Here is an 11,584-nt window from a genome sequence, read left to right as displayed (position 1 = left end):
CTGATCACCCCCATGATGATCTTGGGGCGAACCCCTAAGAGGCGTCGGTAAGCCTTTTGTGACAAGTTCGTAACGGTTTTATGACACGTAACGATTTTCTTACGTATTCTTAACTTGACCCCACGAAACACCGTTCGTGTTCGAAATGGAACCGCGCTGGAAGTCCGAGATCAGCGTGGCAAAATCACTGTAAATACAGAACCTTTGCCCAGGGTGCTTTCGACACGCAACCGGCCCCTATGGCGGTTGACGATGTGCTTTACAATCGCCAGGCCCAACCCTGTACCGCCCAATTCGCGGGACCTGTGACTATCGGCGCGATAGAATCGCTCGGTCAGGCGCGGCAGATGTACGGCATCAATGCCTGGGCCTTTGTCTGCGATCTGTACCCGAACCGCAGGACCGCGCATGGCGGTGTCGCGGTCGGATGCCTGAATGCGCACATCAACACTACCGCCACTCCCACCATATTTGATGGCGTTCTCAACGAGGTTCGTAAACACTTGGCGCAGTTGGTCGCTGTCTCCGGTCACCGAGATAGGTCCCGAAGACGTATCCAGTGTCAGGTCCACATTTGCAGCCTCGGCCAGGGGACGAAGCGTTGTAAGCGTTGATTGCAACAAGCCCGTCAGATCTAGCTGCTCTTTGGGGCGAACCCGCTCTTCGCTCTCGACCCGGTTCAGGGATAGCAGATCCCCGACCAGCCGGTTCATCCGATTGGCTTCGTCGGTCATGATCTGCAGAAACCGTTCACGGGCGGCTGTATCGTCTCGCGCTGGACCGCGCAATGTTTCTATAAAGCCCATCAGAGCGGTCAGAGGCGTGCGCAATTCGTGGCTGACATTTGCCACGAAGTCACGTCTCATTTGTCCGGCCTGTTCCAGATGCGTGACGTCCTGGAAAACGACCATCACGGCCCCGCCCTCCACCGCGCCCACACCATTCATGTAACGGCATTGCACTTCGAAAGTGGTGTCCTGGGCACCATCATTGGACAAATGGCGCGTTTTGGACGAGCCCTTGCTGCGCAGGCTCTGCTCTATCGCGTCGATAACTTGTGGTTGCCGAAGGATCGTCGCGAAATGACGGCCTTCGATGTTCTGACCCAGCATTGTTCTGGCTTCGGTGTTAGCCGCTATGATGCGCTCGGTCTGATCAACCATAAGCGTGGGCATCGGAATGGCCGACACAATTTCAGCAAGCAGGTCGTTTGGCATTTCCGTCACTCTTGATGCGTTTGGAATCAACCTAGGACACAGGTTTCAAAGTTTTGCGAAACGCGCGCATATTCTGCTGATAGTGAAGCGCGCTGAAGGTGATTTTTTGCGCTGCCGCCGCATCCAGTTCCCGCACAACTTTACCCGGCGACCCCATGACCAGAGAGTTATCGCGTATTTCCTTGCCTTCGGTAATCAGGGCGCCGGCACCGATAAGACAGTTTTTCCCGATCTTCGCCCCATTCAGAACAATCGCCCCCATCCCGATCAGCGTGTTTTCCCCGATCGAGCAGCCATGCAGCATGACTTTGTGCCCGATGGTGCAGTTCTTACCAATGGTTAGCGGATACCCGGCGTCGATATGCATGACGCAGTTTTCCTGAACGTTGCTGCCCTCGCCCACGCGGATCTCTTCGTGGTCGGCGCGGATCGTGCAGCCAAACCAGACCGAGGCACCCTGTTCCAGAACGACTTTCCCAATCAGGTTTGCGTCCGGCGCAACCCAGGTGTCTTCATGGATTTGCGGCACGTGGTCACCCAAAGCGTAAATGGTCATGCCAAGCCCTCAAATTCGTTTTGCAGCGTGCGGACATGGTTCTGTAGGCTGGGCTGCTGGATGCGGCGCATGCGTTCGGCGCTGACGATGGTTTTAAGCTTCTCTTCGGTGGTATCCAGATCGTCATTGATCAGAACATAGTCATAATAGCCCCAGTGGCTGATCTCATCCCAACTTTTCAGCATTCGTTTTGCGATCACGTCTTCACTGTCCTGACCGCGGCTTTCCAGCCTGCGGCGCAGCTCAGGGATCGACGGCGGCAGGATAAAGATCGACAAAGCGTGCTTGCCCAAATCCGAATTGCGGATTTGCACCTCGCCTTGCCAGTCCACGTCAAACAGAACGTCTTTGCCGCTGTTAATGGACTCGCGCACCGGACCCGCAGGTGAGCCGTAGAAATTGCCAAACACGTGCGCGTGTTCCAGCATTTGCCCCTCAGACACCTGCTGCCGGAACGCATCTTCACTCAGGAAGTAATACTCGCGCCCGTCTTCCTCACCCGGGCGTGGTGCGCGGGTGGTGGCCGAGACCGAAAACTCAAGCTCGGAATCCCACTGCATCAGCCGTTTCGCCAGGGTCGATTTACCGGCCCCCGAAGGCGAGGACAGAATGATTAATAGGCCGCGTCGATCCGCCATTTGGGCGCTCCTGTGGTTATTCTACGTTCTGCACTTGCTCGCGCATCTGATCTATTACGGCCTTTAACTCAAGGCCGACCGCTGTCAATTCCGCGCTTTGCGCCTTTGAGCACAGAGTATTAGCCTCACGGTTGAACTCCTGCATTAGGAAATCCAGCTTGCGCCCGACCGCCGCGTCCTGCACCAGCAGATCCCGCGCCGCCACGACATGCGCCTTCAGGCGATCAATCTCTTCGGTGATGTCCGCCTTGACGGCAATTAACGCCAATTCCTGAGCGACGCGGTCCGGATCAGCCCCCTGCGCGTTGTCCATCACCCGCGCCAGATTATCCCGCAGCGCCTCGGCCACCTTGTCCTTGCGCCGCTCTGCCAGCTCTACCGCCTGGACCGTTAATGAAGCAACCAAGCTTAGTTGATCATCCAGAACAGTTGCCAGCGCCCGCCCCTCAGACTGGCGCATTTCTATGAATTCGCCCAATAGGCCAGTGAACTCTGTCGTCAGTTGGCCAACCAACGGGCCCGGGTCATCCCCATCACTGCCCGCATCCAACATACCCTTGATCGAGATCAGATCAGCGGCCGTCGAGGGCCTAAGGGTTACGTCCCGCGCAATGGCCATTTCCTGCGTTCGCGCCACAGCCTCAAGAACGGCACCCATGGCAGTCTCGTTCAGGACCAGGTCCGCCTGCGTTTCATCTCGGCTGAGGCGCAAAGACAATGTCACATTGCCCCGACTGAGTTGTTTCGACATGGCGGCGCGCAATGCGGCCTCAAGCCCGATCAACCAGTCCGGCACGCGCAGACGCATGTCCAGCCCCTTGCCGTTCACGCTGCGCAACTCCCACGTCCAGCTATGCGGCCCAAACGCCCCTTTGCCCGAGGCGAAACCCGTCATGGATTTAATCATGCCTGCCCTTTCCATAGCTACCAGTTTTCAGTTTGCTGGGCGCACCTAATGCGAACTGCGCGCACAGGGCAAGAGTTTGCTGACTCTGCCTTTGTCGGCCAGTCGTTAACCATTCGTTAAAGATTTACTCCAAAATTGATTCAACCTGCGTCAGTCTTACACCTACGAACACCGGTCTCGGATAGAGGTCCCCAGTATTTCGCATTTTAGGAAAATGACGGTCGATAGGCGCCAGGGTGATAATGATGAAAACCTTTTTCGGGAACGGTTTCGAGTCAAGTTTTGGAAAGATCGTCGCTATGGATCGTTTTGACAGCGGGCGCAGCCTTTCGCCCATCCGACAGGCCGAGGCGTATTGGACGGCACTTTTGACAGGTGACGGGGTTCCCATGCGGTCGCAAATCGACCCCCGCGGGCTAGAGAACATTTTGGAATACACTTTCGTTCTGGAACGCATCGCCCCCGGACTTACCCGGTTCCGTCTGGCCGGGAGGCATTTGAACCAGCTGGCCGGGATGGAAGTGCGTGGTATGCCGCTGACCTCTTTCTTTGAGCCCGACGCGCGGGACCAGATCAAAACCGTGTCGGAACAGGTATTCGCACAGCCAACAATCGCCAATCTGACCCTGGAATCATCAGGTCGATTGGGGCGTGTGCAATTGCAGGCCCGCATGCTTCTGTTGCCGTTGAAAAGTGATCTGGGTGATGTCAGCCGCATTCTCGGCGTATTGGTCAGCGACGGCGCAATCGGTGCAACACCCCGTCGGTTCACAATCTCAGCAAACAACTTGCGCCCGGTGTCGCATGTGCAGGTTCCCAAACCGTCGCAAACGGTCGAGACAGGCTTCGCCGAAGATCAGCAAAAATTTGACCGTCCCGGTTCACATCTGAGGCTGGTTGTGTCGCGCGATGACTAATCACAAACAAAAAAGGCGGGCCTGTGCAGCCCGCCTTTTCGTTGATTTTTGATAACCTTAACCGGCTGCGCGCTTTTTGCGGTCGCGGCGCAAGTTGGTCAGTTCTTCTGCAACCAGGAATGCCAGTTCCAAGGACTGCGATGCGTTCAGGCGTGGGTCGCACGCTGTGTGGTAACGATCTGACAGGTCCTCTTCGGTCACTGCGCGCACACCCCCGGTGCATTCGGTGACGTCCAAACCGGTCATCTCGAAATGCACACCGCCGGGAACCGTACCCTCGGCCTGATGAACGCCAAAGAAGTCGCGTACCTCACGCAGGACCGAGTCGAACGGACGGGTTTTGTACCCGGTTGCCGACTTGATCGTGTTGCCATGCATAGGATCGCAGACCCAAGTGACATTGGCGCCCTCTTCCTTAACCGCCTTGACCAGACGCGGTAGGTGCTCGCCTGCCTTGCCTGCGCCAAACCGTGCGATCAGGGTCAGGCGACCCTCTTCGTTTTCCGGGTTCAGCTTGGCCATAAGAACCTTGAGGTCCTCGGCTGTCGTGGTCGGGCCGCATTTTAGGCCAATCGGGTTCAGTACACCGCTGCAGAATTCAACATGTGCTCCGTCTGGCTGACGCGTACGGTCGCCTATCCAGATCATGTGACCGGACCCTGCCAACCAGTTGCCAGACGTCGAATCGAGACGGGTCAGAGCCTCTTCGTATTCCAGCAGCAAGCCTTCATGGCTGGTGTAAAACTCCACGGTTGAGAACTCATGCGTAGTGTCCGCTGTGATCCCGGCGGCATCCATGAAGTCGATCGTGTCTTGAATACGGTCCGCAATTTCCGAGTATTTCTGAACATCCTGTTCATCCGTGAAGCCCAATGTCCACGAATGCACCATGCTCATATCGGCGAATCCGCCGGTCGAGAATGCACGCAACAGGTTCAAGGTTGCGGCAGCCTGCGTGTAGGCCTGCAGCATCTTGCTGGGATTCGGGATGCGGGCTTCGGGTGTGAAAGCCAGTTCGTTGATGATGTCACCACGATAGCTGGGCAACTCAACACCGTCCAAAACCTCGGTCGGGGCACTGCGCGGCTTGGCAAACTGGCCAGCCATGCGGCCCACTTTGACCACAGGCACCTTGGCACCATAGGTCAGTACCATCGCCATCTGCAGCATCACCTTAAAGGTGTCACGAATTGCATCCGCGCTGAATTGTTCAAAGCTTTCAGCACAATCCCCGCCCTGTAACAGGAAAGCCTCGCCGCGACCGGCGGCACCCAGATGTTGCTTGAGACGCCGTGCTTCGCCAGCAAAGACCAGCGGGGGATACTGAGAAAGCTGAGCCTCGACTTTGGCCAGCGCGGCCGCATCGATATAGTCTGGCATCTGAACCCGGGGCTTGTTGCGCCAGTTCGTTTTTTGCCATTCGGTCATAGCTTTGATCTCCGCTGAAGTAGTCAGGTCGTCTCTATACAAAATGCATTGAAGAGTGACCATATACGATTTGCGCCTCTTGACGGGGGAAACAAGCTTTGATCATGGTGGCTGGCAACAACGACGCCGGACGCGACGTAACAACGCGCCGAATCAAGGACACCAAGCCATGCAAGAGCAACGCCAAGTTGTCACAGTGGAAGGCGCTGAGGCCAATCCTCGGCGTTTCGTATTTGTCCTTTTGGACAAGTTTTCCCTGCTGTCTTTTGCCTCGGCGTTGGACAGCCTGCGGATTGCCAACCGTATGGCAGACAAAGAACTCTACACGTGGACCCTTGCTGGTGAAGGTGGTGATACGGTCAGCTGTTCTGCCGGGACTACCTTTAACGTTGAAGCCGACTTGGTCGAACTGCAACGCGACGACGTGATTCTGATCTGCGGTGGCGTAGACGTTCAATTGGCGACAACAAAGAAAGTGCTGAATTGGGTCCGACGCGAGGCCCGGCGCGGCTTGCGCATCGGCGGATTGTGTACGGCAGCTTATACGTTGGCCAAAGCCGGGTTGCTGGACGGCAAACGCGCCACGATCCACTGGGAGAATTCTGACAGCTTTATCGAAGAATTCGACGAGGTTGAGCTTACTAAATCGGTTTTTCAGATCGACGGTAACCGGATGACGACCGCGGGCGGCACATCCTCAATCGACCTGATGCTCAAGATCATTGCCGATGACTATGGTGAGGATCTGGCGAATGCTGTAGCGGATCAGATGATCTATTCCTCGATCCGCACCGATCAGGACACACAGCGCCTGTCGACCCCGACCCGGATTGGTGTACGCCACCCCAAGCTAAGCCAGGTCATCCTGATGATGGAAAAGAATATCGAAGAGCCGATCTCGCCTTCGATTCTGGCTAAGGATGTCGGCATGTCCACGCGACAGCTGGAACGCCTGTTCCGGCGTTATCTCAGCCGCTCGCCCAAGCGATACTATATGGAGCTGCGCCTGCACAAAGCGCGCAACCTACTGATGCAGACAGATATGAGCGTAATCAACGTGGCTCTGGCTTGCGGCTTTGCCTCGCCCAGCCATTTCTCAAAATGCTACCGGGCTCATTACAACACCACGCCTTACCGTGAGCGTGGTGCTCAAAGCGGGCGGCTGTCTGTCTGATCCGCGCCTATTTGGGGGTCATGCGATAGATGGCTCCTTGTCCCACCGAAATAAACCAGATTGCCCCATCCGGGGCTTCGACAATGTCGCGAACGCGCTCGGTTTCCGGCCCTTTGATCTGTTCGACCTCGCGCAGCGGTGATCCTTCAAGGCGCGAGATGTAGTCAAACTTGAGCGACCCGACAAAGATATCGCCCCGCCACTCTGGCCAAAGCTTGCCGGAATAGACCAGCACACCGGACGGTGCGATGGACGGATCCCAATAGTGTTCCGGCTGTTCCATACCGGGTTTCGAGGTCCCCTCTCCGATTTTTTGGCCCGAATAGTGAACGCCGTAGGAGATCACCGGCCAGCCGAAATTCCGCCCCGGTTGGATCAGGTTCACTTCATCCCCGCCCTGCGCACCATGCTCTGAAATCCACAAGCGACCTTGCCTGTCCAACCCAGCGCCCTGCGGGTTCCGATGACCAAATGACCAAATCTCAGGGCGAATTCCAGCCTGTCCGACAAAAGGGTTGTCGCCAGGTACCGTGCCATCGCGATTGATGCGAATAACGGTGCCCATGTGGTTTGACCTGTCCTGCGCTGACGGACGGTCGCCGCGATCCCCAATCGTTACAAACAGCGTTCCGTCCTGCGCCTCGACCACGCGCGATCCGAAATGACGGCCGGTCGAACCGCCCGGAACTGCTTCGAAAATGATCCGCACGTTATTCAAGCGGCTCCCGTTTTCCGACAGGCGCGCCACGGCCACCGCTGTTCCCGCCCCGCCATTTTGGGGTTTGGAGAAGGTCAGAAATACTTCGCGGGTCTGCGGAAAATCCCGTGCCACGGTGATATCGAGCAGCCCGCCCTGCCCGTTCGCAGCCACCTTGGGCACCCCGGCAATGCGTTTGACCTTGCCTTGCGAGACAAACAAAAGATCGCCGTCCCGTTCGGTCACCAATGTTCCGCCTCCGGGCAATAAGCCGATCGCCCAAGGTGCATCCAGCCCGGTGACCATCGCCGTGACCTGAACCGTCCCGGCTGAGGTTTGAAGGGTATCGGCGCTGATGGGGCCGGCAAAAACCGACAGGACCAGAATCGCGGCAGCCCTAAGCATGAGAATCTCCAACTTTGGTAAAACGTGACAAACTCATCAAAACAAATAGGTTTATTCTTGGCAAAAACACATTTGCGTTAGGACTTTTCTTTTCCAGACAGCTTGCCTAGGGTCTTGCCCAGAACGAATACGTTCCAATAAGGGAGTAACCATATGAAAAAGCTGCTTACTGCAACCGCAGCATCCGCTCTGCTGGCTGGTCCGGCCCTGGCCGAAGACGTCACTTTGGGCGTTCTGTTCGGCTTTACCGGTCCGATTGAATCGCTGGCACCGGCAATGGGTTCAGGCGCCGAAATGGCGATGGCCGAAGTCACCGAATCCGGCAAACTGCTGGACGGCTCAAAGGTCACCGCATCGCGCGCTGACACCGGCTGTATCGACAACGGTCTGGCGACATCGAACGGCGAACGCATGATTGCGGACGGCGTTGCGGGCATCGTCGGTGGCGACTGCTCGGGTGTGACCGGCGCGATCCTGCAAAACGTTGCGATCCCGAATGGCATGGTCATGATCTCGCCGTCGGCAACATCGCCGGGTCTGTCGACTATGGAAGACAATGGTCTGTTCTTCCGCACCGCACCGTCGGATGCGCGTGAAGGCGAAGTGATGGCTGACATCCTGAAGGATCGCGGCATCAACTCGATCGCCCTGACCTATACCAACAACGACTACGGCAAGGGTCTGGCAGACGCGATCCAATCCTCGTTCGAAGCAGCCGGCGGTGAAGTGACCATCGTTGCCGCGCACGAAGACGGCAAGGCTGACTACTCGGCTGAAGTTGGTGCGCTGGCATCGGCTGGTGGCGATATTCTGGTTGTCGCAGGCTATCTGGACCAGGGCGGTCTGGGCATCATTCAGTCCTCGTTGGACAGCGGTGCGTTTGACACATTTGGTCTGCCGGGCGGCATGATCGGTGACTCGCTGCCTTCCAACGTCGGTCCCGACCTGAACGGCTCGTTCGGTCAGATCGCCGGTTCGGGCGGTGAAGGTGCTGAAAAGTACTTTGCTATGGCCGAAGCCGCAGGCTTTGACGGTTCGTCGCCCTATTCGCCTGAATCCTATGACGCTGCCGCGCTGTTCATGCTGGCCATGCAGGCGGCAGGTTCGACTAACCCGGCTGAATACGGTGCCAAGATCTTGGATGTCGCCAACGCCCCGGGTGAGAAGATCTATCCGGGTGAACTGGCCAAAGGTCTGGAGCTTCTCGCCGCTGGTCAGGACATCGACTATGTCGGCGCGTCGGGTGTTGAGCTGATCGGCCCCGGTGAAAGCGCGGGTTCTTATCGCGAGATCGAAGTAACCGACGGCGAAAACAAGACCGTCAACTTCCGTTGAACCGGTCTTAAACGTCATAAAATCAAGCAGCCCGGGCCTTGTGTCCGGGCTGTTTCAATGAAAAAAGGCCGCACCTCACCTTTTGGGGTCGAGGAAGCAGAAACACCGACAAGGGTGGCTAGGGGAAAAGATGATCGTCGTCGAGGACGTGCACAAGCATTTCGGCGGGTTTCACGCGGTGGATGGGGCGTCGCTGGAAATCCAAAAAGGTTCGATCACGGGCCTGATCGGGCCAAACGGGGCGGGAAAGACCACCCTTTTCAACGTGATCGCGGGCGTTCTGCCTCCGACAAGCGGCAGAGTGTTCATGGACGGCGAAGAGATCACCGGCCTGCCTCCGCATGACTTGTTTCACAAGGGTCTGCTGCGCACCTTCCAGATCGCGCACGAATTCTCTTCGATGTCCTGCCGCGAGAATCTTATGATGGTGCCCGGCACGCAATCAGGTGAATCCCTGTGGAACACTTGGTTTGGTCGCAAGCGCATCGCCGACGAAGAACGAGCCCTGAAGGCAAAGGCCGATGAGGTGCTTGAGTTTCTGACTATCGAACATCTGGCCGACCACAAGGCAGGTCAGGTCTCGGGCGGTCAGAAGAAGCTGCTGGAACTCGGCCGCACCATGATGGTCGACGCCAAGATCGTTTTTCTGGACGAGGTCGGCGCGGGCGTGAACCGCACCCTGTTGATGACCATCGCCGACACGATCCTGCGTCTAAACAAGGAACGCGGCTATACTTTCGTCGTCATCGAGCACGACATGGATTTTATCGGCAAGATCTGTGACCCGGTCATCTGTATGGCCGAGGGCAAGGTTCTGGCTGAGGGTACACTGGACGAGATCAAGGCCAATGAGCACGTGATCGAAGCCTATCTGGGGACCGGCCTCAAGAACAAAGACAAGCTGGAGGCCCAAACATGACCGCGGGTGCAGGCGATAATCCCTATCAGGACGATCACGGCAACAAAGACGCCTCGATCACCAATACCCGCGGCGTTGGCACCATGACGCCCGCGCATGCGAAAAGCGGTCCCGTTTCCAAGGTTGAAGGCGGTCCCTTTCTGATCGGCGACACCATGACCGGCGGTTACGGCAAAGGGCCGGACATCCTGCACGATTGCACCATCGCCGTCGACAAGGGTGAGATTGCAGTCATCGTTGGCCCCAATGGCGCTGGCAAATCGACGGCTATGAAGGCTGTCTTTGGTATGCTGGATGTCCGTTCCGGCGCGGTGCGGCTGGATGGAGAGGATATCACCAACCTCACCCCGCAGGACCGCGTAATCCGCGGTATGGGGTTTGTGCCGCAAACCTCCAACATCTTCACGTCAATGACGGTCGAAGAAAACCTTGAGATGGGTGCCTTCATTCGCCGCGACGACATCAGTCAGACGATGGAGCAGGTCTATGACCTCTTCCCCATCCTGCGCGACAAACGCAACCAGCCGGCTGGAGAGCTTTCGGGCGGTCAGCGTCAGCAGGTCGCCGTCGGCCGCGCGCTGATGACCCAACCCAAGGTTCTGATGCTGGACGAACCAACTGCCGGTGTCTCGCCCATCGTGATGGACGAGCTGTTCGACCGGATCATCGAAGTGTCCCGCACCGGCCTGCCGATTCTGATGGTCGAACAAAACGCCCGCCAAGCGCTGGAGATTGCGGACAAGGGGTATGTGCTGGTTCAGGGGCGAAATGCCTATACCGGTACGGGCAAGGAACTGTTGGCCGATCCGGAGGTTCGGAAGAGTTTCTTGGGTGGGTGAGTTGAAGGCCGTGGCGACGCTCGCGTTTACCGCAATTGGCAGTACAGCGCTTTCAACTCCCTGCGCCTTGCAAGAAACCTGCGCGTATATGGAGGACTGCGAGGGCGCTGAACTCACGCTCGAACTTTTGGGTACTCCACCAGAGCTTGTTCAAAGCAATTTTGGTGACTTTTCTGTGGGGCAGATCGCAAGGGCGGGCGAAATCACTTCGAAAATCCATTTATCAGATGGACAAAAGTGGACCGCCACCACGGCAAACGACGTGCTGACCGCATCTCGGACACAGGAAGACAAACACATAAACATGCATGTGACGAAAACCTCAGACGGCGAAATGGCCGTGACACTGTTCACGGTGCCAATGCGCTATGTCGATTATGCGAAAATCGGCAAGACAAGACGCGCATTCTCCGGAAAATGTGAGCAGGAGTTTTAAGGGAATTCCTCAGCGCCTTTGTGGCGCTCTCCAACGTTATCCTAATTCCCGAAATTTTCTGAAATCAATTGGTTTGAATATCCGAAGTTTCCCGAAACTCCCCTACCATCCCAAGA

General features: G+C 56.9%; 12 protein-coding genes. 6 read left to right on the top strand and 6 right to left on the bottom strand.

Annotated elements, in window-relative coordinates; all coding sequences use genetic code 11:
- Window positions 1-170: 170 nt before the first annotated feature.
- From AC2FIB_RS03400 to AC2FIB_RS03385, 4 genes are read right to left on the bottom strand one after another with little or no spacing between them, the layout of a single operon-like run.
- Window positions 171-1,217: an ATP-binding protein gene (locus AC2FIB_RS03400; protein ID WP_496841730.1), complete on the bottom strand. Its 1,047-nt coding sequence runs from the start codon at window positions 1,215-1,217 to the stop codon at window positions 171-173.
- A 31-nt stretch (window positions 1,218-1,248) separates the two neighbouring features.
- Entirely contained in the window at window positions 1,249-1,773 is a 525-nt protein-coding gene (locus AC2FIB_RS03395) for a gamma carbonic anhydrase family protein (protein WP_496733224.1), read from the bottom strand.
- Window positions 1,770-2,411, bottom strand: a complete 642-nt coding sequence (gmk, locus tag AC2FIB_RS03390) for a guanylate kinase (protein ID WP_496733223.1) — start codon at window positions 2,409-2,411, stop codon at window positions 1,770-1,772. Before gmk ends, AC2FIB_RS03395 begins: the two co-directional genes overlap by 4 nt.
- Before the next feature lie 16 nt (window positions 2,412-2,427).
- Window positions 2,428-3,318, bottom strand: coding sequence for a YicC/YloC family endoribonuclease (locus tag AC2FIB_RS03385; protein WP_496733222.1), 891 nt, complete (start codon window positions 3,316-3,318; stop codon window positions 2,428-2,430).
- A 245-nt stretch (window positions 3,319-3,563) separates the two neighbouring features.
- Between AC2FIB_RS03385 and AC2FIB_RS03380 the strand changes: the two genes are divergently transcribed.
- Window positions 3,564-4,235 carry a PAS domain-containing protein gene (locus AC2FIB_RS03380; protein ID WP_496738282.1) on the top strand — a complete coding sequence of 224 codons (672 nt, stop codon included), beginning with the start codon at window positions 3,564-3,566 and terminating at the stop codon, window positions 4,233-4,235.
- A 57-nt stretch (window positions 4,236-4,292) separates the two neighbouring features.
- Here AC2FIB_RS03380 and AC2FIB_RS03375 read toward each other — a convergent pair whose 3' ends face one another.
- Window positions 4,293-5,663: a class II 3-deoxy-7-phosphoheptulonate synthase gene (locus AC2FIB_RS03375; RefSeq protein WP_496733220.1), complete on the bottom strand. Its 1,371-nt coding sequence runs from the start codon at window positions 5,661-5,663 to the stop codon at window positions 4,293-4,295.
- Between the two features lie 169 nt (window positions 5,664-5,832).
- On the opposite strand from AC2FIB_RS03375, the gene AC2FIB_RS03370 reads away from it, so the two are divergent.
- Window positions 5,833-6,837 (top strand): GlxA family transcriptional regulator, encoded by a 1,005-nt coding sequence (locus AC2FIB_RS03370; RefSeq protein ID WP_496733219.1) that lies wholly within the window; start codon window positions 5,833-5,835, stop codon window positions 6,835-6,837.
- Window positions 6,838-6,844: 7 nt separating this feature from the next.
- Here AC2FIB_RS03370 and AC2FIB_RS03365 read toward each other — a convergent pair whose 3' ends face one another.
- Complete coding sequence (locus AC2FIB_RS03365) at window positions 6,845-7,939, bottom strand: PQQ-dependent sugar dehydrogenase (RefSeq protein ID WP_496841729.1); 1,095 nt, start codon at window positions 7,937-7,939, stop codon at window positions 6,845-6,847.
- A gap of 153 nt (window positions 7,940-8,092) precedes the next feature.
- On the opposite strand from AC2FIB_RS03365, the gene AC2FIB_RS03360 reads away from it, so the two are divergent.
- The 4 genes from AC2FIB_RS03360 to AC2FIB_RS03345 all read left to right on the top strand — a co-directional run bounded on the left by AC2FIB_RS03360 (window position 8,093) and on the right by AC2FIB_RS03345 (window position 11,468).
- Window positions 8,093-9,274, top strand: a complete 1,182-nt coding sequence (locus AC2FIB_RS03360) for an ABC transporter substrate-binding protein (protein ID WP_108858629.1) — start codon at window positions 8,093-8,095, stop codon at window positions 9,272-9,274.
- Between the two features lie 130 nt (window positions 9,275-9,404).
- Window positions 9,405-10,193 carry an ABC transporter ATP-binding protein gene (locus AC2FIB_RS03355; protein WP_282118423.1) on the top strand — a complete coding sequence of 263 codons (789 nt, stop codon included), beginning with the start codon at window positions 9,405-9,407 and terminating at the stop codon, window positions 10,191-10,193.
- Window positions 10,190-11,032 (top strand): ABC transporter ATP-binding protein, encoded by an 843-nt coding sequence (locus AC2FIB_RS03350; protein ID WP_282118422.1) that lies wholly within the window; start codon window positions 10,190-10,192, stop codon window positions 11,030-11,032. Before AC2FIB_RS03355 ends, AC2FIB_RS03350 begins: the two co-directional genes overlap by 4 nt.
- Window positions 11,025-11,468 (top strand): hypothetical protein, encoded by a 444-nt coding sequence (locus AC2FIB_RS03345; protein ID WP_496733218.1) that lies wholly within the window; start codon window positions 11,025-11,027, stop codon window positions 11,466-11,468. The genes AC2FIB_RS03350 and AC2FIB_RS03345 overlap by 8 nt, the downstream gene beginning before the upstream one ends.
- Window positions 11,469-11,584 lie beyond the last annotated feature (116 nt).

It is taken from the genome of Ruegeria sp. YTSA072 (assembly GCF_059610285.1).
The sequence above is the reverse complement of the archived record's forward strand: the minus strand, read 5'-3'. Positions and strand labels throughout refer to the sequence as shown.

Bases quoted from the DNA above. Each gene is read 5' to 3' on its own strand.
- AC2FIB_RS03380 (WP_496738282.1), top strand. From the start codon at position 3,564: ATGAAAACCTTTTTCGGGAACGGTTTCGAGTCAAGTTTTGGAAAGATC.
- AC2FIB_RS03355 (WP_282118423.1), top strand. From the start codon at position 9,405: ATGATCGTCGTCGAGGACGTGCACAAGCATTTCGGCGGGTTTCACGCG.
- AC2FIB_RS03350 (WP_282118422.1), top strand. From the start codon at position 10,190: ATGACCGCGGGTGCAGGCGATAATCCCTATCAGGACGATCACGGCAAC.
- AC2FIB_RS03365 (WP_496841729.1), bottom strand. From the start codon at position 7,939: ATGCTTAGGGCTGCCGCGATTCTGGTCCTGTCGGTTTTTGCCGGCCCC.
- AC2FIB_RS03395 (WP_496733224.1), bottom strand. From the start codon at position 1,773: ATGACCATTTACGCTTTGGGTGACCACGTGCCGCAAATCCATGAAGAC.
- AC2FIB_RS03375 (WP_496733220.1), bottom strand. From the start codon at position 5,663: ATGACCGAATGGCAAAAAACGAACTGGCGCAACAAGCCCCGGGTTCAG.
- AC2FIB_RS03385 (WP_496733222.1), bottom strand. From the start codon at position 3,318: ATGATTAAATCCATGACGGGTTTCGCCTCGGGCAAAGGGGCGTTTGGG.
- gmk (WP_496733223.1), bottom strand. From the start codon at position 2,411: ATGGCGGATCGACGCGGCCTATTAATCATTCTGTCCTCGCCTTCGGGG.
- AC2FIB_RS03360 (WP_108858629.1), top strand. From the start codon at position 8,093: ATGAAAAAGCTGCTTACTGCAACCGCAGCATCCGCTCTGCTGGCTGGT.
- AC2FIB_RS03400 (WP_496841730.1), bottom strand. From the start codon at position 1,217: ATGCCAAACGACCTGCTTGCTGAAATTGTGTCGGCCATTCCGATGCCC.
- AC2FIB_RS03370 (WP_496733219.1), top strand. From the start codon at position 5,833: ATGCAAGAGCAACGCCAAGTTGTCACAGTGGAAGGCGCTGAGGCCAAT.